Here is a 22,353-nt window from a genome sequence, read left to right on the forward strand (position 1 = left end):
TAAACATATTAAAATTGTATTATACGATCAGAAATTTTTATAGAATATGCTAATTCTAATAATCCGCTTGACTGAAAAAAAGAAGCAAAATTACCATTTTTAATTTTTGTGTTTGATATTTTTTCATCTTCTATGACACCTCGTCTTGAAGCAGCACTAACACAAACATATAATTTTACCTTATTTTTTTCATTTAATTGTTTCCATGCAGAAAGTAGATCAAATTCGTCGACAGATGGTTTATTAAAATTATTAGCATTAAGAACTCCATCACAGTAAAAGAAAACACTATTTAATATATGAGACATCTTTATCAATGATTGGCAGAATAGGAAGGCTGTACTGGCATTTTGTGTTCCATAAGCGGAACCTGTAACTAAAACTGTATAATTCATATTAAAATATCTTGATTCAAAATTAAAATTATTTGAACTAAAAAATAATTTCTATAAATGTTAAAAGAATACTAATATTAAATATTTTTGATATCTAATAATTCTATATCAAAAATTAAAATAGAATTTGCTGGTATTTCATTAATTCTATTGCTTCCGTACCCTAAATTAGGAGGTATGATTAATTTAATTTTACCACCTTTTTTAATATACTTTAAACCTTCTTGCCAACCTAATATAACATCTTTTAACATTAATGTTATAGGCTTTCCTCGTTTATAAGAACTGTCAAATTCTGTACCATTGATTAGTGATCCTTTATAATGAACTGTAATTTCTGCATTTTTTGTTTTTATCTCTTCACCTTCACCTAATTTATCAATAATATATAAAAGACCGCTAGAGGTTTTACTTACTCCTTTCATTTCAGAAAATTTTTTCATATATAATTTTCCTTGAATTAAGTTTTCTTTTTCACTTTTTTCAAATTCAATTTTTGCTGCATTCTTCAAATTTTTTTCTAATTTTTGAAGAATTGTTGAAATTTCTTCATTTGATAATTTTAAATTACCTGAAATAGCGTCTTGTACTCCTAACAAAATATTATATTTGTCTAAGTTTATTCCCATTTTTTTTTGTCTTTCAAAAGATTCATTTACATAATTACCTAAAGATACTCCTAAAGAGTATCCTACTTTTTCGTTATCATTTTGAAAAAATTCTTTCTTCTCTGAATAAGATTTAATTTTAAAAAAAGGTAGGTTTTCTGAAAAAGATTTCGGAACAAAAAAAATTAAATATAATAATAAAATTCTTTTTAATAAAAAAACAATCATTTATTACTCCCAAAATGTAAAAAATAATAAATTTATTTTACATTTAAAAAATTTTATATTAAATTCTTATTTTTTAATATAAAATTATTTAATTAATATTTTTTGTATATTAAAAATTAAATAAACTTGATAATGAAAAAAAATAATAATGAGCATATTTTGCAAGAATTTTTAAATATTCAAAAAAAATATTGAAAAATTAAAAAAAAGTACAAAAAATATTAAAAAAATCGCATCAAATAATATTGTGTATTAATCGTTTATTGAAAAATCAAAGACCTCCTAGTCATTAAATAAAAAATAAATGTCTTTATCTTATTTAAAAAAAAATATAGTTTTCTAAAACTTTATTTTCTATAAACATTTTTCTAAAGCACAATAAAAACGCTTCATTCCTTCAACAATATCACGCTTACTAATAATTAATGAAGGAGCTAATCGTATTACATTTTTACCTGCAGTTAAAACAATTACACCTTCTAAAAATAAAGCATTTAAAATATTATGTATTTCTTCAGAAAGCTCTGGTCTTAATACAATACCAATAAGTAATCCTTTTCCTCGTATTTCTGTAAACAGTCCAAAACGTTTATTGATAATATTTAGTTCAGAAATAATTTTTTTTGATTTTTTTTCTACACCTAATAAAAATTTTTTTGTATTAACAATATTAACAACAGATTCCGCAATAGAACAAGCAAGGGGATTACCTCCATATGTAGTACCATGAATACCAGGTTTTATTACAGATGCAATTCCATTTGTTGTTAAAGTCGCACTTATTGGAAAACCGCTTCCTAAAGACTTTGCAATAGTTAAAATATCAGGTTGTACCTCATAATGTTCATATGCATATAATTTACTAGTTCTACCTATTCCAGTTTGAATTTCATCAAAAATTAAAAGTGCATTATATTTATAACAAAGATCTCTGATTTCTCTAACAAAAGCAACATCCGCTGGTACAATTCCTCCCTCTCCCTGAATAAGTTCCATCACTACAGCACAGGTATTATCATCAATTATACTTTTAACACTGTTGATTTCATTAAATTTAGCATGCATAATTGCTGGAGGTTTTGGACCAAAAAAATCAGAATATTTTGCTTGTCCACCTACAGAAACAGTAAAAAAAGTTCGTCCATGAAATGAATTATAAAAAGATATAATCTTATTTTTTTTTAAATTGTATATTTTAGATGAATAATAACGAGCTAGTTTAAAAGCTGCTTCATTTGCTTCAGCACCTGAATTCGCAAAAAACACACGAGAGGCAAAACTCGACGAAATTAATTTATCAGCTAAACGCAAAGCGGGTTCATTTGTAAAAATATTACTAATGTGCCATAATTTTTTACTTTGTTGTCTTAAAACTTTATTTAATACAGGGTGGCAGTGACCTAATGACGTCACAGCAATTCCGCCTGAAAAATCAATGTATTCTTTTCCTTTTTGATCCCAAAGACGACTGCCTTTCCCTTTAACTGGGATAAAAAATGCTGGATTATAAACAGGTAAAATTAACTTATTAAAACTATCTCGTGTAATTAATTTTATTTTTCCTATCATTTATTTTCCTAAAATATTTTTACTAAAAAATAAAAATTTTTAAATCTAAAAAAAGATAAACTTATAAAGTTAAAATATACATTATATTTTGTTAAATTTAAACTTATTTTGTTAATAAAATTAAAAATTTTAAAACAATTTTTTTAAAGTAAAAAGCTATTTTACGTTTTAACATCTTGATACAATGACTTAAATAATTAAAAATAAAATATCTAAAAAGAATAAAAATATTCAAGATAAATATCTTAAAATTTTAATTTTTATAATAAAAAAGGTAAAAAAATGCAAAATATCAACCAAATAAAACTCACATGGATTAGTTTTTTTTCATATGCTTTTACAGGTGCGTTAATCGTTATTACTGGAATGATAATGGGGGATATTGCTGATTATTTTAATTTATCTGTATCAGAAATGAGTAATATTTTTACTTTTTTAAATGCAGGTATTTTAATATCAATTTTTTTAAATTCTTGGCTAATAGATCTTATATCAATAAAAAAACAGTTAATATTTGGTTTTTTATTTTCTATAATCGCTATACTTGGTATAGTATTTTCGACCAGTATACTTTTATTTTCTATAAATATATTTATACTTGGTTTAGTCAGTGGAATAACGATGTCAATTGGTACTTTTATTATCACATGTTTATATTCAGGTGAAAAAAGAGGATCACAATTGTTACTCACCGATTCATTTTTCAGCATGTCTGGGATGATATTTCCGATTATTTCTGCATATCTATTAGACAGAAAAATTTTATGGTATTGGATTTATGTTTTTTTAGGAATTATTTATTTTCTTATTTTTATTTTAACAGTAAAATCGCACTTTCCAGTATCAGAAGAAAAAACAAAAAACAATAACGAAATTAAAAATTTAAATATAAATATTATTTTGTTATCTATCTCAGCTTTATTATATATTTTAGGACAATTGAGTTTTATTTCTTGGGTTCCACAATATACTACTGAAATAATAAATATTAATATTAAAAAAACTGGTGTTTTAGTAAGCAATTTTTGGATGGCATATATGATTGGAATGTGGTGTTTCAGTTTTATAATTAAATTTTTTAATTTACAACGCATGTTTATTTTCTTAACAGGAAGTTCTTCAGTACTTATGTACTGCTTTATTTATAGTAAAAGTTATTTAGCACTAAAATATACTATTATTAGTTTAGGATTTTTTTCTAGTGCAATTTATACTATTATTATAACATTAGCATCACTAGAAACTAAAAAACCATCTGCAAAATTAATTAATTTAATTTTATTTTTCGGAACTATTGGAACCCTGTTGACGTTCATTATTACTAGTCCAATTGTTGCTAAAAAGGGATTATATACAACTTTAATTTTTTCGAATGTATTGTATGTTATAGTTTTTTTTCTATCTTGTATCATTTTTAAAAATAGTAAAAAAAAAGATCATTGTTAAAAATATTATTAAAAAAGTTTTATTTTTTAAATAAACTGGAATAAATAATAATTTCTAGTTTATTTAAATAATTAATCTATCTCTACAGCAGAAAATACACGTTTTAAAATTTTTTCAGATTTTAATCTCGCTTTAATTGCTCCTTCTTTAGCAATATTTTTTAAGTAAGATTCATCTTTTCGATAAATTAAGTAAGATTTTTGCAATTTATGCAAAAATTTAGATATATTATCAAAAACAATATTTTTAAATTCACTATACATTATCCCATCGAATTCTTTTTCTAAGATAAAAATTTCTTTATTCGTAATAGCAGAAAGAATTTCTAATAAATTTGAAATACCTAATTTTCTTTTTACATCATAGTATATTTTAGGCGGAGTTTCTGAATCTGTAACAGCATTTTTTATTTTAAAAAAAACTGAAGAAATATTTTCTAATAAAAAAATTACATTATTTTTATTAGTATCTGATTTAGACATTTTTTTTGTAGGATCTAATAAAGACATAATTTTAGATCCATTTTTACTGATTAATGGATTGGGTAATGTAAAAATATCTCCATACAAAAAATTAAAACGATTAGCAATATTACGAGTTAATTCTAAATGCTGTTTCTGATCTTGTCCTACAGGTACTAAATTTGTTTGATACAATAAAATATCTGATGACATTAATACAGGATAATTTAATAGTCCAATATTTATATTTTTAATATCGTTTTTTTCTTTTTTTCTTTTATTTTTAAATTGTGTCATTCGAGATAGTTCACCAAATGAACTAAAACAACTTAAAATCCAATTTAATTGACTATGTTGATACACATGTGATTGAATAAAAATAATACTTTTCTTTGGATTGACTCCACAAGCTAAATATAATGCTAATGTATCTAAAATTGATTTTTTTAAAGAAAAGTTTTTATTTAATGTAGTTAAAGAATGTAAATCAGCAATACAATATAAACATTCATAATCATCTTGAAATGAAGACCAATAACGCATTGTTCCTATGTAATTTCCAATAGTTAAGTTTCCGGAAGGCTGTATGGCACTGAATAGTATTGGTTTAGAATTAATCATATTATATGATCCTAAAAATATAAAAAAAATCAATGAATAGAAGTTGAATATACGTTTTTTAATTTTTTACGTATCTTTTTTATAATAACATTATAATCAGTATATCCAAAAATCCCAGAACCAATCACAAAAACATTTGCTCCTGAAAAAGCTACTTCAGAAATATTTTCTAATTTAACTCCTCCGTCAACTTCTAAAAGAATGTTTGATGAATTCAATTCAATTTTTTTGCGAACTTCACGTAATTTATTAAACGAAGTAGGTAAAAATGATTGATTACCAAATCCAGGATTAACTGACATTAATAAAATTAAATCTAATTTTTCCATTACATAATCGAGAAAATTAAGAGAAGTCGCAGGATTCAAAGCTAAACCTGCTTTACATCCGCATTCTTTAATTAGATTTAAGGTACGATCAATATGATCTGTTGACTCTGGATGAAAGGTAATAAAATCTGCTCCGGCTTCAGCGAATTGAGGAATTAAATTATCTACTGGTTTCACCATCAAGTGAACATCAATGGGGACAGTAATATTATAATTTCGCAAAGCTTTTAAAATCATAGGACCCATTGTTAAATTTGGAACATAATGATTATCCATTACATCAAAATGTATCCAATCACTACCTGCATCTATAGCTTTTTTTGTATCTTCTCCTAAACGAGCAAAATCAGCAGATAAAATTGAAGACGCTAAAAAAAACTTTTTCATTTTCATTTTCCTACATTTAATTGAAATAATTTTATAAAAAATACTAAAAAAATTTAAATAAAAAATCTTCTTAGTAAATATTTTTTTGTTTTTCATGAAAGAAATCAAAAACTCTAATATTTTATCGGAATTTTTTTTAAATAAATAACGAATACATTGATCAATAGTATTTTTTAGGGAATATATTTTTTAAGACATACTAAATTTTTAAATTTAGTAAGGAGTAAAGTTATTAATATAATCTTTAGTAACATTTTTTTAGATTAAAAATTAATTTAATCAAAAAAATAATACTTGAATTTCTATAAAATAATTTTTAAAAAATAGATATAAAACTTAATTAAGTTAAATTTAAAAAATTGTTTTTATCTATTGATATTTATTTAAAATTATTGACAAAAAAAACAACAAATTAAATTTAATCTTGATTAAAAATATAGTTTAGAAGAGAAATTTTAATATTTAATTAAACTTCGAAACTATATAAAATGAAAAAATTAAAAAAAATTAAATTTTTATTTTAATAAAAAACTTATAAAAACATAATAAATCATTTTTAATCTCAAATATTAGAAATTTTATTGAGAATCTTTAATGGCACTTAAAATAATATTTTTATCTATTCCAGAATAAATTTTTGCTTTTCCAATAGAAATTGGGAGAACTAACCTCATTTCTCCAGAAATAACTTTTTTATCTCTCATCATATATGGTAAATATGAAGCAGCAGACATATTTTTAGGTCCCTTAACAGGCAACCCTGCTTTCTTTAATAAAGACAATATTCTTTTATAATCTGTTTTTTTTAAACATCCTATTAGTTCTGATGTACGAGATGCCATTACCATACCAACTGAAATCGCTTCACCATGTAACCAACTTCCATAACCAGCATGTGCTTCAATAGCGTGACCATATGTATGTCCAAAATTTAATAATGCTCTAAAATTATTTTCTCTTTCATCAAGAGCAATTATTTGGGCTTTTAATTCGCAACATTTTTTAATACAATAAGACATTAGTTCATCATTTAATAGTAATAAATTTTCAATGTTTTCTTCTAACCATTCAAAAAAATTTGCGTCAAAAATAACAGCGTATTTAATAACTTCTGCCATGCCAGAAACCAGTTCATTGTACGGAAGAGTTTTTAAAAAATTGATATCAATAATAACAGAAGAGGGTTGCCAAAACGAACCCACCATATTTTTACCAAGTAAATGATTGACTCCAGTTTTTCCACCAACAGAAGCGTCTACTTGAGATAAAAGAGTAGTGGGAATTTGAATAAATCGTACACCTCTCTGATAAATAGATGCTGAAAATCCAGTTAGATCACCTATTACTCCTCCACCTAATGCGATCAAGGTCGTATCACGAGAATGTTTTTTTTCTAATAAAGCTGAAATAATTACTTCCATTTCATTTAATGTTTTAAATTGTTCTCCATCTGAAAGAATTACTTGATCTATTTTTATTCCAGATTTTCTTAAATGAAAAAAAACCTTATCTTTAAAAAGATTAGCTAATGTTTTATTTGTGATTAACATAGCTTGATTTCCAGGATTTAAAGGCCAAAAGATGTTATCTTCTTGAATAATACTAGATCCAATATTAATAGGATAGCTACGTTTTCCTAAAACAACTTTTAATTGTTCCATAATTTTTATACTCTATAAACATTTTTTTTAAATTTCCATTACATTTTTTCTAATAAATGAATAATACTATATGCAACAGATTTAGCACTTTGATTATCAGTTTGAATTTTAAAATCTGCTATTTCTTCATATAATGGATTTCTTTCATATGCTAAATTTTCTAATACAGTACGATTTGAAATATTAGACTGCAATAATGGTCTTTTTTTATCTCTTTTTGTACGTGATAACTGTTTTTCAATAGTAGTTTCTAAATATATAACAATTCCGCGAGCAGATAAAATATTACGATTTTCTTTAAATTTTACTGAACCTCCTCCTGTAGCAAGAACAATACCTTGTTTTTTTGTAAGTTCATCAATAACTTTCACTTCTCTTTGACGAAAACCATGTTCACCTTCAACATCAAAAACCCAACTTATATTAGCTCCAGTACGTTTTTCAATTTCTTGATCAGAATCAAAAAATTCCATATTTAGCTGTTGAGACAACTGACGACCAATAGTACTTTTACCAGCTCCCATAGGTCCAATTAAAAAAATGTTTCGTTTTTCTGCCATATTTTTATTACTAAGATAATTCGTTAATAAAAGTAATGCTTAGCAAATTTTGCTAGCAAGACATAAAAAAAGCTACAATTAGAATAAATTTTTACGTACATATTCTAAATTAACGATAATTATATATTTAAAATAATAATTTTATTAATTTTTCATTAAAAAAATAATCCTTGTATGTCAAAAGAATTGATTGAAAAAAATTTTTAAATAATTTTTTATAGCATTTTCATAAAAAATTCAAATATAATTTAAAATTTATTTCTAAAAATTTTATATAAAAAAATTTTTTTACAATTAGAATGACATTCTATCAGAGTAAACCTTATTTTTTCTATAATTTATTTACTATTTTAGTATAAATATTATTTTTAAAAATTTTTTATAAATTTGATACTTTATTGAAAAAACACTTTTATAAGTTAAAAAACTTGACGTAATTTATTTTTTAAGTTTAAATGGATTTTGTATAGAAAATTTTAAAAATTATTTTAACTATACACTCTTTTCTTTAAAAAGGTGAGATGTCCGAGAGGCTTAAGGAACACGCCTGGAAAGCGTGTATATGGAAACGTATCAAGGGTTCGAATCCCTTTCTCACCATAAAAAAAATTTAATCTTAAAAATTATATAGTTTTTACATCAATTTTCTTTTTTTGAAATTTTTTTTAAAGCAATAAGGTAGTTTCCAAAGAAAGAGTAATCATATTATGAAAACTAGATTCCCTATCTTTTGATGATACTGCATCTTTTTTAATAATGTGATCAGAAACAGTACAAATTGATAATGCTTGCGCTTTTAATTCAGCAGCAACAGCATATATGCCAGCAGTCTCCATATCTATTCCAATAATATTGTATTTTTTTAAAATTTTTAACATATCTTCACTTTCAGTATAAAATGAATCTGTCGTAAAAAAATTTCCAATATGAACCTTAAAATTCATTTTTTTAGCTGTTGAAAAAGCATGAAAAATCATTTCAAAATCTGCAATTGCAGCGTAATCGTGATTATTGAAACGTATTCTATTAATTTTTGAATCTGTAGACGCACCCATGCTAATAACAATATCACGCAATTTTATATTATTCTGAATAGTACCACAAGTTCCTACCCGAATAATTTTTTTTACATTATATTCTAATATCAACTCTCTTACGTAAAGAGATGCAGAAGGTATTCCCATACCGTGACTCATAACAGAAATTTTTTTATTTTTATAATATCCTGTATATGCTAACATTAATCTAGTATCATTAATTTGAACAGGATTTGCTAAATAATTTTCAGCAATATATTTAGCTCTTACTGGATCACCAGGCATAAGGACTATATTTGAAAAAGCGTTTTTTTCACTTTTAATATGAAGAGTTGGCACTAATTTTTTTCCTTATTTTCATAAATAATTTTTTTAAAACATACTTTTTCCATATTTCATATCAGATAATGAAAAGTATTTTGCAATGGTTTGTCCTATATCAGAAAAAGTATCTCGATGACCTAGAAATTTTATTTCTTCACCTGGAGAATATATTAATATAGGAACGTTTTCTCTAGTATGATCTGTTCCTTTCCAAGTAGGATCACATCCATGATCTGCAGTTAAAATAAATAAGTCTCCTTCTTTAACTAAATCAATCATTTCAGATAATTTACTATCAAAAAATTCTAATCCTTTAGCATATCCTGAAACGTCACGACGATGACCCCAAACAGAATCAAAATCTACAAAATTAGTGAATATAACAGTATTATTTTTTGCTGATTTCATCTGATGAATAGTAGTATGGCATAATTCATATAAACCAGTAGATTTAATATTTTTACTTATTCCAACTCCTGCATAAATATCTGAAATTTTTCCTATTGCAATTACTTTACCTTGTTTCTCTTGTATTAATTTTTCCATAAAGGTAATAGAGAGGGGTTTCATTGAAATATCGCGTCTATTTCCAGTTCTATTAAAGTTTGATTTATTAGTTCCAATAAAAGGTCTAGCTATAACACGCGCTACTTGATATTTATTTTGATCAAGTATTTCACGAATATTTTCACAAATTTTGTATAAATTTGATAAACCGAATTTAATTTCATGGCATGCGATTTGAAATACAGAATCACATGAGGTATAAAAAATAGGTTTGCCTGTTTTAATATGTTCTTCACCTAAAATTTTTATTATTTCTGTACCTGATGCATGACAATTTCCAAGAATACCAGGTAATTTTAATTTTGTTATTATCTTATTAATTAATGATGAAGGAAAGGAATTATCTTTCTCTTTAAAGTAATACCAATCCTTTAAAAAAGGGGCTCCAGCAATTTCCCAATGTCCAGAAGTAGTATCTTTTCCAGAAGAAAGTTCGCTAGCGTAACCATAACTAGCAATAATATTAGCATCTTCTTTTTGATTGAACCCTAATAAATATTTTCCTGTAGAAGATTGATATGATTTGACTATTCCTAATTTAATCAAATTAGGAATATATAAAGAACCTCTTCGTTGTACATTTGCTTCATTGAAAAAGCATTTTTCTGCTATATGTCCTAAGGTATCTGCACCGGAATCATTAAATTTACAAGCATCAACACTTGAACCTATTCCTAAAGAATCTAAAATCATCAAAAAAACACGTTTCATTATAAATACCTAAAATTAATAAAATATATTTATTGTTCTCTTGTTTTTTCAAAAAAAATATTATTATAAATATTTTTTATTACAGCTAAATTAGCTTTATTTGGCGCTAAATATATTAGTTGATTAGAAATATCTAACGCTAAATAAGATTTATTTTTATTTATAAAATCAGAAATAATTTTTTTATTTTTCGATCTAATCCAACGTGCAAGAGAGATATTTACTCTTTCATAAATTGCATCTATTTTGTATTCAATCTTTAAACGTTCAATAACAACATCAAATTGCAGTATTCCAATAGCACCTAAAATTAAACTATTATTAATCATAGGACGAAAAACTTGTATTGCACCTTCTTCTGACAATTGTGATAAACCCTTTTTTAATTTCTTTTGTTGTAATGGATTTTTTAAAAAAATACGACGAAATACTTCTGGAGCAAAGCTTGGAATCCCAACAAATTTGATTTCTTCTCCTTCTGTAAAGGTATCGCCAATTTTTATTGTTCCATGATTATGTATTCCTATTACATCTCCAGGATATGCATGTTCTATAGAAAATCTATCTCCAGCTAAAAAAGAAAATGCATCAGAAACAATAATATCTTTTTTCATGCGTACATGTCTTAATTTTATACCTTTTTTATATTTTCCAGAAACAATTCTCATAAAAGCTATACGATCACGATGTTTTAAATCCATATTAGCCTGAATTTTAAATACAAAACCTGTAAATTTTTTTTCTTCAGGTTCTACTTTTCGTGTTTTAGTAACACGATAAATAGGAGAAGGAGCCCATTTTATTAAACTTTCTAGTATATGATCAATACCGAAATTGTTTAACGCACTACCAAAAAGAACAGGGGTAATATCACCTTTTAAAAATTTTTTTTTACTAAATTTTGGATACACATAGGCAGCTAATTTTAATTCTTCATGCAATTGTGTATATAGATCTGCACCAAGATACTCTTTTAAGGAATGTTCATTTAAAAAAGAAGAAAAAGAGTTAAAATTAATTTTTTTAACGATATTTTTTTGATATAAGTTAACTATTTTATCATGGATATGACAAATACCTTTAAAGTTTTTTCCACAACTGATAGGCCAAGTTATTGGAATGCAGTCTAAACTTAATTCTTTTTCTATTTCATCTAGAATCTCTATTGCTTCACGACTATCACGATCTAATTTATTAATAAAAGTAATTACAGGAGTATTATGTAAACGACTAACATTAATTAATTTTTTTGTTCTATCTTCTATTCCTTTAGCAGCATCGATAATTAATAAACAACAATCAACTGCAGTAAGAATTCGATATGTATCTTCTGAAAAATCTTCATGACCGGGGGTATCTAGCAAATTCATTAAAGTATTCTTATATGTAAATTGCATAACTGAGGTAGTAATAGAAATTCCACGCTTTTTTTCAATGTTCATCCAGTCTGATTTAGCATATTTTCCGTTTCCTCTGGCTTTAATAGTTCCAGAAGTACGAATTACTTTTCCAAGTAATAACATTTTTTCTGTCACAGTTGTTTTACCGGCGTCAGGATGAGAAATAATAGCAAAGGTACGCCTTTTACTTAACTCCAATTGATGATTAATATTAAACATATATACTCATTTAAATTATTTTTCATTATTAAAATTTTAATCAAAATTTTAAGTAGTAAAAATAAAAATTATTTGTTAAAAACAAATATTCAAATATTTTTTTAAAAGTCCACATTAGTAATCTTGATTTATTTAAAAAAAATAGTAATATTACACTAAATGTAATAAAAATGAATTAAATTGTATGTAATAATACAAATATTTATATATTGCATGGTAAAAAAAAAGAGTTTCTGCAATGAAAAAAAAATTTATATATATTGCATACACAGGTGGTACTATTGGGATGCAAAAATCAAAATATGGATATATTCCTATTTCTGGATATCTTCAAAAACAATTAATTAACATGCCAGAATTTCATAGTTCAGAGATTCCAAATTTTACTATTAAAGAATACAATCCGTTAATTGACTCATCTAATATGACTCCAATAGAATGGCAAAAAATTGCAGACGATATTAAAAATAATTATCATAAGTATGATGGATTTATTATTCTGCACGGAACAGATACCATGGCATATACTGCATCAGCTTTGTCGTTTATATTAGAAAATTTAGAAAAACCAGTGATAATAACAGGATCTCAAATTCCGCTATCAGAAATCCGATCAGATGGACGACAAAATTTATTAAACGCATTGTTAATGGCTGCAAATTATCCTATTAACGAAGTTACTCTGTTTTTTAATCATAGATTATATAGAGGAAATAGAACAACTAAATCACATGCTGATGGATTTGACGCTTTTTCTTCACCTAATTTAGGACCTTTGTTAGAAGTAGGAATCAATATTCAATCTTTTTACAAAGAGAAATTTAAAAAAAAAGTAAAAAAACTCAAGGTATATAAAATAAAACCACAACCTATCAGCATACTTACAATATATCCAGGCATATCTAAAGAAGTAATACAAAACTTTTTATCCAATCCAGTAAAAGCGTTGATTTTATGTACCTATGGAATAGGAAACGCTCCGCAGAATACAGATTTTTTAAAAGAGTTAGATATTGCCAAAAAAAAAAAATATTATCGTAATAAATTTAACACAATGTGCATCTGGATGCGTTAATATGAATAATTATGCAACTGGTAATTCACTCATAAAAGTTGGTGTTATTAGCGGATATGATTTAACAATAGAAGCGGCATTAACTAAGTTGCATTTTCTATTAAGTCAAAATCTTTCGATTGAAAAAATTCGTATTCAAATGCAAAACAACTTACGGGGCGAATTAACTTTAAATTAAGTAATTTTCATATGTTTTTTAAAAAATATTAGATATTGATTTAAAAAATTCAATAAAAAGAATGATTACCATGAAGATGGTCAGTCTGATCAATTACTTTTTTTATTTCGGGGAAAAAAGATAATATCTTTTTCTCAACTATTTCTTTTAAAGTAGTTCCAATCATTGAACATCCATTACATCCTCCAGTAAATTTTATTAAAGCTGTATTATTTTGAGAAATCTGAATTAAATGAACTTTCCCTCCATGCATTGATAATTGGGGATTGATATTATTGTTTAAAAAGTTTTCTATCCTTTCTTTTAAAGAAGATGCAGTATTTTTTGAATAATTTTGCTTAGCATAAGGCGCTTTAAAAGTTAATTGTGAACCTACATTATCAACTATAAGATCAATCTCAGAATTTTTTAAAAAAGAAATGATAGATCGATCAACATAAACAAAAAAATGATTATAATTTAATTTAATATCATGATTTTCTACGTCATCTTCAGTACAGTATGCTACGCCGCATTCTGCATTTTGTGTACCTGGATTTATAATAAATACACGTATTTGAGTACCGATAGGTTCTTTTGATAAAAGTGATATAAAATGATTTTGAGCCTTATCAGAAATATTAATCATAAATGTTAATTTAGTAAAATTTTAATTATGATTAATTTTACTAATTTATTATAATAAATACAAGAATATTCTGTTCATAATAGAATGATCTTATATGAAAACAATAAAAAAATTTTTATTTAGGAAAAATAAATGAAAAATTTTTACTGGAAAACAATAGGCCATGGAAAAATTAATCTTATTGTGTTAAATGGGTGGGGATTCAATTCAAAAATTTGGTTTATTATTATTAATCAACTTAATAATATATTTAAATTTTATTTAATTGATTTACCTGGAATAGGAATTAACAAACATTTACTACCAGTTAAAATCGATGAAATAAGTGAAATTTTATATTATTATATGCCTAAAAATTCTATTTGGTTAGGATGGTCTATGGGTGGATTAATTACTAATCGATTTGCTTCATTATATCCACAAAACATCTTAGGAGTAATAAATGTTACTTCTTCTCCATGTTTTATAAAAAAAAAAATGGCCCGGAGTAGAAGAAAAAACAATGCATCGTTTTTACAAAAATTTAAAAAAAAATTATTATGATACAATAAATAATTTTTTATCTTTACAAGTATCAGGATCAAAAGAAAATTTACAAGATCTAAAAAAATTAAAAAAAATAATATCTTATGAAGATAAACCAGATAAAAAAATGTTAAAAAATGGATTAGAAATACTTCTTTCAACGGATTTACGGTTAGAAAAAAATATTCTTAAAATTCCTTTATTACGTATATATGGTGCTTTAGATAGTTTAGTTCCAAAAAAAATATCTAAAATACTTGATAAAAAATGGCCTGAAAGCATTTCTATTATTATAGAAAAAGCAGCTCATATACCTTTTATTTCACATAAAGAACAATTTTGTCATATTTTACTAAAATTTATAAAAAATCTTTGATTTAAAAAAATATATAGCCCCTAAAAAATTGGGGCCATGGATTTTATTTTTCTAAAAAGGAATTTCATCATCAAAATCTATTTCTGAAGAATCAATTTTTTCTATTTTTTTAGGAGAATTATTTATTTCTATTTTTTTTGTTTTTACAATATTATTATTTTCATTTAATGTGACATTATGAGAATTTGAATTACGATTTCCTAACATTTGCATCGTACCGCCAATGTTAACTATAACTTCTGTTGTATAACGTTCAAGACCATTTTGGTCTTGCCATTTTCTAGTTTGAAGAGATCCTTCAATATAAACTTGAGAACCTTTTCTTAAATATTCTCCAGCAATTTCGGCTAATTTTCCAAATAATACTATTCTATGCCATTCTGTTTTCTCTTTGTTTTCACCAGTATTTTTATCTTTCCAATTTTCTGAAGTTGCAAGTGTCATATTTACTACTGCGTTACCGTTCGGCATGTAACGAACTTCAGGATCTTGACCCAAATGACCAATTAATATTACTTTATTTACACCTCTACTTGCCATAATCAAAACTCCATTTTCTAACTTTAAAAAAATTAAGTACATTTTTAAATAGAATTTTTAATTATTTGTAATACAAATACATCATGAATACCTAATTTAATATAACCAAAATTATAAAAAACGATATATTAAAATAATTAAGATATTAGAAATAATAAAAATTTTTTAATAGTTGTTTTTATAAAAATTTTTTTTAAAAAATAAAAATTTATATCTTTTTTTAATTAAAAAAAACTATTAAAAAAATTATAAACTATAATTTTATATATTTTTAAAAATTAAATAATATTTTTTATATTAATGTATTATTTTAAATAATTACAAGTTTTTGAAAAATTTAAAAAACGTAATTAATTTTTTTAAGTTTTAAAAAAAAATTCTTTTTAAATAAATTCCAACATCATAGATTTTATCTTAAATAAAACATTGTTATAGTAATTTTGTTTCTGAGAATATAAAAAAAATTGAATTATATTTTCATAAATTTTTATAAATAATCTCAAAAAAGTAAAACTGATTTGATAAAAAATAAATAAAATTAAATTTTTTATTATATATATTCTTATTAAAATCTATCAAAATAAAGTGAAAAATTAATTTTAACATTATTTAGTATATCAAAAAATATTCCCTTAAAAATATATTCCCTTAATAAAATAAGAATATACTTTTCAGAAAAATTAATAAAATATCTTATTATATATTTTTTTGACATGATCAATCGAATACTTAAAGATAAAAATAAAAAATTTTTTTTAGATAATCGATTTCTTAAAATAAGATAAAAAACTAAATTGGATTAGTGAATAAATAGTCTACTATTTAAAATACTATAATATAATTTTACAATGATTCACTAAATAATGGTATATCCAATATATATGGCAAAAAATAAATCATATTTACATCAAATTAATAGATTAAAAATTCCACCACATTCATTAGAAGCAGAACAATCAGTATTAGGTGGATTAATGTTAGATAATGAACAATGGGATTCTGTTTCAGAACACGTAGTAGCTGATGATTTTTTTAGTAAACCACATCGTTTAATATTTCAAGAGATGCAACAATTATTAGATTTAGGACATCCTATTGATTTAATTACATTATCAGAATCGTTAGAACAAAAGGGAAAATTAGAAAGTGTAGGTAGATTTTCTTATTTAGCAGAATTATCAAAAAACACTCCTAGCACAGCAAATATTATAGCATATGCTGATATAATACGCGAAAGAGCAATAGTAAGGGAAATGATATTAGTAGCCAACAAAATAGCAAATGCTGGATATGATACTCAAGGGAGAAAAAGCGAAGAATTATTAGATTATGCAGAATCTAGTGTATTTAAAATTGCCGAAAAACGTTTTAAAAAAGATTCAGGTCCCAAAAATATTGAACAAATTCTCGATGAAACTGTTACTAGTATTGAAAAATTATTTTTATCTCCTAATGATGGAGTAACAGGAATAAATACAGGATATCAAGATTTAAATAAAAAAACATCAGGTTTGCAGCCTTCAGAGCTTATTATTATTGCAGCAAGACCTTCAATGGGTAAAACAACTTTTGCAATGAACTTATGTGAAAATGCTGCTATGCTATATGATAAACCAGTATTAATTTTTAGTTTAGAAATGCCTGGAGAGCAAATCATGATGCGTATGTTAGCATCTTTATCCAGAGTTAATCAGGCACGTATTCGAACAGGACAATTAAATGATGAAGATTGGTCTCGCATGTCTGGTACTATCAATGTTTTACTTAAAAAAAAGAATATTTATATAGATGATTCTTCAGCTCTTACTCCTAGTGAAGTTCGTTCTAGAGCACGTCGTATTTATCGTGAAAATAAGGGATTAACTTTAATAATGGTTGATTATTTACAACTAATGAGAGTTCCATCTCTTTCTGATAACAGAACTCTTGAAATTGCTGAAATTTCAAGAACTTTAAAAGCATTGGCAAAAGAATTACAAGTACCAGTTATAGCATTATCACAATTGAATCGTTCTTTAGAACAAAGATCAGATAAAAGACCAGTAAATTCAGATTTACGCGAATCTGGTTCTCTAGAACAAGATGCAGATTTAATAATGTTTATATATCGCGACGAAATATATCACGAAAACAGTGATTTTAAAGGTGTGGCAGAGATTATAATAGGGAAACAAAGAAATGGACCAATTGGGACAATATGCTTAACATTTAACGGACACTGGTCTAGATTTGATAATTATTGTGGTCCTAAATATGATTGAATAATACAATAATTTTAGATTAAGATACCAATCTTATTCAAATTAATTTTTATTTTTAAAATTTAACAACTAATTTTAATTAAGAAAATTGTAATTTTAAAAAAATGCGTTTTGTATTATATTTACAACACATAATTTAATTTAGTATTGAGTTATAAACATATGAGAAAAAAAAAGAATTTAAAAATCGGAATAGTAATGGATTCTATTACATTAATTAACATCAAAAAAGACTCAAGTTTTGCTATATTATTAGAAGCTCAAAAAAGACAACATGAAATTTATTATATGGAAATGAATGATCTCTATTTAAGGAAAGGTCAATCGTATGCAACAACAAAATCAATAGAAATTCAAAAAAATCAAAATAATTATTTTAAATTTATTCAAAAAAAAGATATTTCATTAAATGAGTTAGATGCTATTTTAATGCGAAAAGATCCTCCATTTAATACTGAATTTATTTACGCAACATATATTCTCGAACGTGCAGAAGAAAAAGGTGTATTAGTAATTAACAAACCCAAAAGTTTAAGAGACTGCAACGAAAAAATATTTATATCATGGTTTTCTAGATTTACTACAGACACGTTAGTTACAAGAAAATTATCTAAAATACATAATTTTTGGAAAGAAAAAAACGACATAATATTAAAACCCTTAGATGCAATGGGTGGGAAAGGTGTCTTTCGTATTAAGAAAGATGACCCTAATTTTTCTGTTATTGTAGAAACACTTACAAATTACGAAAAGAAATATTGTATGATTCAAACTTATTTACCAGAAGTACAATTCGGTGACAAAAGAATTTTAATTGTAAATGGAAAACCTATACCTTGGTCTTTAACACGTATTCCTAAACATGGAGAAACAAGAGCAAATTTGGCTGTTGGAGGAGAAGGAAGGGTACAGAAACTAAACGATAAAGATTGGGAAATAGCTAATTATTTGGCTCCAATTTTAAAAAAAAGAGGATTAATTCTTGTTGGATTAGATGTAATAGGTGATAAATTAACAGAAATAAATGTTACAAGTCCAACATGTATTTGTGAAATTGAAGAAAAGAAAAATATTTCTATTACAGGTATTTTAATCGATTATATTGAAGATAAAATATATAAATAGAGATCAAAAAATGATAGTAATAGCTTTTGATTTTGGTTTAAAGAATATTGGAGTAGCAGTCGGAGAAAATATCCTTAAAAAAGGCAGAGCTTTAAATAAATTATCTGCAAAAAACGGATCTCCAGATTGGAATAATATAAAAAATTTATTAAAAATATGGCAACCCAAATTTTTGGTTGTAGGACTACCATTAAATATAGATGGTACTAGGCAAGATATAACGAAAAAAGCAGAAAAATTTGCTTTTTTATTAAAATATAAATTTAATATTTTTGTTTATTTACATGATGAACGTTTAAGTACTAAAGAAGCTAAATCATTAATATTTAAGAAAAATGGTTTTAAAGTATTAAAAAAAGAAAAAATACATTCTGTTGCTGCTGTAATTATATTAGAAAGTTGGTTTAATCAAAATTTATATTAATTCTTTAATACATTCAAATTAATGATAAAACATGAACAATATTAATATCAATATTAAAATTATTAAAAAAAAAATTCAATATTTTTTAAAGAAAAATAACTATCCTTTAAAAAAAATAAAAATAATCGCAGTGAGCAAAAACCAAGGAATTGATAAAATAAAATTAGCAATATCATCTGGAATACACGAATTTGGAGAAAATTACGTTCAAGAAGGAATTGATAAAATTCAAAAATTAAAAAAATATCAAAATATTATTTGGCATTTTATTGGAAAAGTTCAATCAAATAAAACAAAAATTATTGCAGAAAATTTCGATTGGTGTCAAACTATAGACCGCGAAAAAATCGCAATTCTACTTAATAAATATAGAGAAAAAAAATCATTTCCAATGAATGTCTTAATGCAAATAAACATCTCTAATGAAGTAACTAAAAATGGCATATGCATAAAAAATTATAAAAAATTAGCAAAAACTATTTCTTTAATGCCTAATTTAAATTTTCGAGGAATTATGATGATGCCTGAAGTAGAAAAAAAAATGATAAAACAAAATGATAATTATAAAAATGGAAACTTTATTTTTAATGAATTAAAAAAAGAATACCAGTCAATTGATACTTTATCATTAGGTACAAGTTTTGATATAGAAAATGCTTTACTTTTTCACAGTAATATGATTAGAATTGGACGTTTTATTTTTAAAAATCAAGTTAGATAATATGTTAAATATTTATTAAAATACTACTATGTTTAAACTTCCACCTATTAGCTTATATATCCATATTCCTTGGTGTATAAAAAAATGTGGATATTGTGATTTTTATTCGTACGTTAACAAAAGTTTTATTCCAGAAAAAGAATATATCGATCATTTATTAAAAGATTTAGAAAAAGATTTAAGCTTGATAAAAGAAAGAGAAATAAACAGTATTTTTATCGGTGGTGGAACACCTAGTTTACTTAAAAGTAGTTCAATAAAAAAAATGATGAGGGAAATAAAAAAAAGAATAAATATTTCTAATACAGCAGAGATTACCATAGAAGCAAATCCAACAACATTAGAATACAAACGTTTTTTTAATTATAAAAAATCAGGTATCAATCGTTTTTCTATAGGTGTTCAAACGTTTAACTCAGATTTATTAAAAAAAATAGAACGTACATATAATAAAAGAGAAGCAATTCTAGCAGTAGAAGAAATAAAAAAAATCAATAAAAATTTTAATCTAGATATTATGTATGGACTACCTAATCAATCTTTAAAAGATGTATTGTTGGATTTACAATACGCTGTTAAATATAATCCAACACATATATCATGGTATCAATTAACTTTAGAACCTAATACTCCTTTTTATGTAAAAAAATTAAATTTACCCAACGAGAACAATATTTTTAAAATGTTAGTAGAAGGAGAGAAATTTTTAAAACAATCAGGATATAAAAAATATGAGATATCTTCATATGCAAAATTAAACTATGAATGTCAACATAATCTTAATTACTGGAATTTTGGAGATTATATAGGAATAGGTTGTAGTGCTCATGGTAAAATAACTCAAATTAATGGAGATATTATTAGAACTATAAAAAATAAGAATATAAACGATTTTATGAATGGTAAATATTTGAAACACAAAAATTTTGTGTTAAAAAAAGATAAACCTTTTGAATACTTTATGAATATCTTTAGACTTTACAAACCTGTCTTAAAAAGACAATTTGAAGAAAGAACAAATATTAATCAAAATTATATAAAAGAAAAAATAAAAAAAGCAATAGAAAAAGGATACCTAAAAAATAAAATTGATTTTTGGGATACAACAAAAAAAGGAAAAATGTTTCTTAATTCATTATTAAAGATTTTTTTAGATTAAAAAATTCTATTTTTTTAATTTAAATATTAAATCGAATATTTTATTGCCTGATAATTTTGCTTTTTTTTCAAAGTTAGTTACTAAACGATATTTAAAATGTTCAAAACACATTCTTTTTTTTGATAAATTTATATAATTATCAATGTTTTGTATTAAGTTTAATATAAAAAAATTATATTCTTTTGAATCAGTAACAATATGTAAAATACCATCATTATTTAATTTTTTTAAAATTTTTATTAGAAAAAAATCTTGTATCATTCTTCTTTTATGATGTCTTTTTTTATTCCATGGATCTGGAAAAAAAATTTGTACTTTTGATAAAGTATGATCTAAAATCATCTGATCAATTACTTCAATTGCATCATGATAAATAATTTTTAAATTATTAATTCCAGAATAATGAGCTAAACGTAAACAAGATCCTATTCCTGATTTATAAACTTCTATTCCTAAAAAGTTTTTGTTTGGAAAATTAGCAGCAGTTTTAACTAAAGACTCACCTGATCCAAAACCAATTTCCAAAATAACAGGAGCACTATTTTTAAAAACAGATGTAAAATCTAACGGTTCTAATTTAAAATCAATACCAATTGACAACCAATATTTTTCAATTGCCTGTAATTGAGATTTAGTAATTCGACCTTTTCGACAAACAAAACTACGATTTTTACGTAAAAAAGTACCATTGCAATTATATTGAGGTGTGATAATATTATTTTTCATATTTAATCATACTTTTTTTAATCAAGTAAAAAATATTGAAGTCAATTACATTAAGATAATTTATATCTCATATTTTTTAAAATTTTTAAAAT

General features: G+C 24.4%; 21 protein-coding genes, 1 tRNA gene and 1 pseudogene. 10 read left to right on the plus strand and 13 right to left on the minus strand.

What is annotated here, in order from left to right; genetic code table 11:
• Positions 1–8: 8 nt before the first annotated feature.
• The 3 genes from tusD to BUSG_RS02705 form a co-directional block, all read right to left on the minus strand.
• Complete coding sequence (tusD, locus tag BUSG_RS02695; protein WP_011054022.1) at positions 9–395, minus strand: sulfurtransferase complex subunit TusD; 387 nt, start codon at positions 393–395, stop codon at positions 9–11.
• 77 nt (positions 396–472) lie between these two features.
• Positions 473–1,231: an FKBP-type peptidyl-prolyl cis-trans isomerase gene (fkpA, locus tag BUSG_RS02700; RefSeq protein WP_011054023.1), complete on the minus strand. Its 759-nt coding sequence runs from the start codon at positions 1,229–1,231 to the stop codon at positions 473–475.
• 354 nt (positions 1,232–1,585) lie between these two features.
• Complete coding sequence (locus tag BUSG_RS02705; protein ID WP_011054024.1) at positions 1,586–2,800, minus strand: aspartate aminotransferase family protein; 1,215 nt, start codon at positions 2,798–2,800, stop codon at positions 1,586–1,588.
• Between the two features lie 282 nt (positions 2,801–3,082).
• Between BUSG_RS02705 and tsgA the strand changes: the two genes are divergently transcribed.
• A complete protein-coding gene (gene tsgA / locus BUSG_RS02710) occupies positions 3,083–4,246 on the plus strand; it encodes an MFS transporter TsgA (protein ID WP_011054025.1) in 1,164 nt (387 codons plus the stop codon).
• Between the two features lie 71 nt (positions 4,247–4,317).
• Here tsgA and trpS read toward each other — a convergent pair whose 3' ends face one another.
• From trpS to aroK, 4 genes are all read right to left on the minus strand, one after another.
• Entirely contained in the window at positions 4,318–5,328 is a 1,011-nt protein-coding gene (trpS, locus tag BUSG_RS02715; RefSeq protein ID WP_011054026.1) for a tryptophan--tRNA ligase, read from the minus strand.
• A 29-nt stretch (positions 5,329–5,357) separates the two neighbouring features.
• Positions 5,358–6,044, minus strand: coding sequence for a ribulose-phosphate 3-epimerase (gene rpe / locus BUSG_RS02720; RefSeq protein ID WP_011054027.1), 687 nt, complete (start codon positions 6,042–6,044; stop codon positions 5,358–5,360).
• Positions 6,045–6,622: 578 nt separating this feature from the next.
• Positions 6,623–7,705, minus strand: coding sequence for a 3-dehydroquinate synthase (gene aroB / locus BUSG_RS02725; protein ID WP_011054028.1), 1,083 nt, complete (start codon positions 7,703–7,705; stop codon positions 6,623–6,625).
• A gap of 38 nt (positions 7,706–7,743) precedes the next feature.
• Positions 7,744–8,265 carry a shikimate kinase AroK gene (gene aroK / locus BUSG_RS02730; protein ID WP_011054029.1) on the minus strand — a complete coding sequence of 174 codons (522 nt, stop codon included), beginning with the start codon at positions 8,263–8,265 and terminating at the stop codon, positions 7,744–7,746.
• Positions 8,266–8,780: 515 nt separating this feature from the next.
• On the opposite strand from aroK, the gene BUSG_RS02735 reads away from it, so the two are divergent.
• Positions 8,781–8,865 (plus strand) — tRNA-Ser (locus BUSG_RS02735).
• 65 nt (positions 8,866–8,930) lie between these two features.
• On the opposite strand, the gene deoD is transcribed toward BUSG_RS02735, so the two are convergent.
• From deoD to BUSG_RS02750, 3 genes are read right to left on the minus strand one after another with little or no spacing between them, the layout of a single operon-like run.
• The gene (gene deoD / locus BUSG_RS02740; protein ID WP_011054030.1) at positions 8,931–9,641 is read right to left on the minus strand and encodes a purine-nucleoside phosphorylase; all 711 of its coding nucleotides are present in this window, start codon (positions 9,639–9,641) and stop codon (positions 8,931–8,933) included.
• Positions 9,642–9,674: 33 nt separating this feature from the next.
• Positions 9,675–10,904, minus strand: coding sequence for a phosphopentomutase (locus BUSG_RS02745; RefSeq protein WP_011054031.1), 1,230 nt, complete (start codon positions 10,902–10,904; stop codon positions 9,675–9,677).
• Between the two features lie 29 nt (positions 10,905–10,933).
• The gene (locus tag BUSG_RS02750; RefSeq protein ID WP_011054032.1) at positions 10,934–12,523 is read right to left on the minus strand and encodes a peptide chain release factor 3; all 1,590 of its coding nucleotides are present in this window, start codon (positions 12,521–12,523) and stop codon (positions 10,934–10,936) included.
• A gap of 238 nt (positions 12,524–12,761) precedes the next feature.
• Between BUSG_RS02750 and ansA the strand changes: the two are divergent.
• Positions 12,762–13,776: pseudogene (gene ansA, locus BUSG_RS02755) on the plus strand (asparaginase).
• Positions 13,777–13,825: 49 nt separating this feature from the next.
• Here the strand turns inward: ansA and BUSG_RS02760 are convergent.
• A complete protein-coding gene (locus tag BUSG_RS02760) occupies positions 13,826–14,404 on the minus strand; it encodes an NfuA family Fe-S biogenesis protein (protein ID WP_011054033.1) in 579 nt (192 codons plus the stop codon).
• 132 nt (positions 14,405–14,536) lie between these two features.
• Here BUSG_RS02760 and BUSG_RS03205 point away from each other — a divergent pair, with 132 nt between their 5' ends.
• On the plus strand, positions 14,537–14,947 hold the full coding sequence (locus BUSG_RS03205; RefSeq protein WP_050702899.1) for an alpha/beta fold hydrolase: 411 nt from the start codon (positions 14,537–14,539) through the stop codon (positions 14,945–14,947).
• Positions 14,907–15,305, plus strand: a complete 399-nt coding sequence (locus BUSG_RS03210; protein ID WP_050702900.1) for a hypothetical protein — start codon at positions 14,907–14,909, stop codon at positions 15,303–15,305. The genes BUSG_RS03205 and BUSG_RS03210 overlap by 41 nt, the downstream gene beginning before the upstream one ends.
• A gap of 51 nt (positions 15,306–15,356) precedes the next feature.
• Here the strand turns inward: BUSG_RS03210 and ssb are convergent, their stop codons facing one another.
• Entirely contained in the window at positions 15,357–15,845 is a 489-nt protein-coding gene (gene ssb / locus BUSG_RS02770) for a single-stranded DNA-binding protein (protein WP_044006063.1), read from the minus strand.
• An 863-nt stretch (positions 15,846–16,708) separates the two neighbouring features.
• On the opposite strand from ssb, the gene dnaB reads away from it, so the two are divergent.
• The 5 genes from dnaB to hemW all read left to right on the plus strand — a co-directional run bounded on the left by dnaB (position 16,709) and on the right by hemW (position 21,535).
• Positions 16,709–18,106: a replicative DNA helicase gene (gene dnaB, locus BUSG_RS02775; protein WP_011054035.1), complete on the plus strand. Its 1,398-nt coding sequence runs from the start codon at positions 16,709–16,711 to the stop codon at positions 18,104–18,106.
• A 162-nt stretch (positions 18,107–18,268) separates the two neighbouring features.
• A complete protein-coding gene (gshB, locus tag BUSG_RS02780) occupies positions 18,269–19,231 on the plus strand; it encodes a glutathione synthase (RefSeq protein ID WP_011054036.1) in 963 nt (320 codons plus the stop codon).
• A gap of 10 nt (positions 19,232–19,241) precedes the next feature.
• Positions 19,242–19,655, plus strand: a complete 414-nt coding sequence (gene ruvX, locus BUSG_RS02785; RefSeq protein ID WP_044006098.1) for a Holliday junction resolvase RuvX — start codon at positions 19,242–19,244, stop codon at positions 19,653–19,655.
• A gap of 31 nt (positions 19,656–19,686) precedes the next feature.
• A complete protein-coding gene (locus tag BUSG_RS02790) occupies positions 19,687–20,376 on the plus strand; it encodes a YggS family pyridoxal phosphate-dependent enzyme (protein ID WP_011054038.1) in 690 nt (229 codons plus the stop codon).
• A gap of 28 nt (positions 20,377–20,404) precedes the next feature.
• Positions 20,405–21,535, plus strand: coding sequence for a radical SAM family heme chaperone HemW (gene hemW / locus BUSG_RS02795; RefSeq protein ID WP_011054039.1), 1,131 nt, complete (start codon positions 20,405–20,407; stop codon positions 21,533–21,535).
• 6 nt (positions 21,536–21,541) lie between these two features.
• On the opposite strand, the gene trmB is transcribed toward hemW, so the two are convergent.
• The gene (gene trmB, locus BUSG_RS02800; RefSeq protein WP_011054040.1) at positions 21,542–22,261 is read right to left on the minus strand and encodes a tRNA (guanosine(46)-N7)-methyltransferase TrmB; all 720 of its coding nucleotides are present in this window, start codon (positions 22,259–22,261) and stop codon (positions 21,542–21,544) included.
• Between the last annotated feature and the right edge of the window lie 92 nt (positions 22,262–22,353).

The sequence above is a fragment of the Buchnera aphidicola str. Sg (Schizaphis graminum) genome (assembly GCF_000007365.1).
Taxonomy (GTDB): Bacteria; Pseudomonadota; Gammaproteobacteria; order Enterobacterales; family Enterobacteriaceae; genus Buchnera; species Buchnera aphidicola.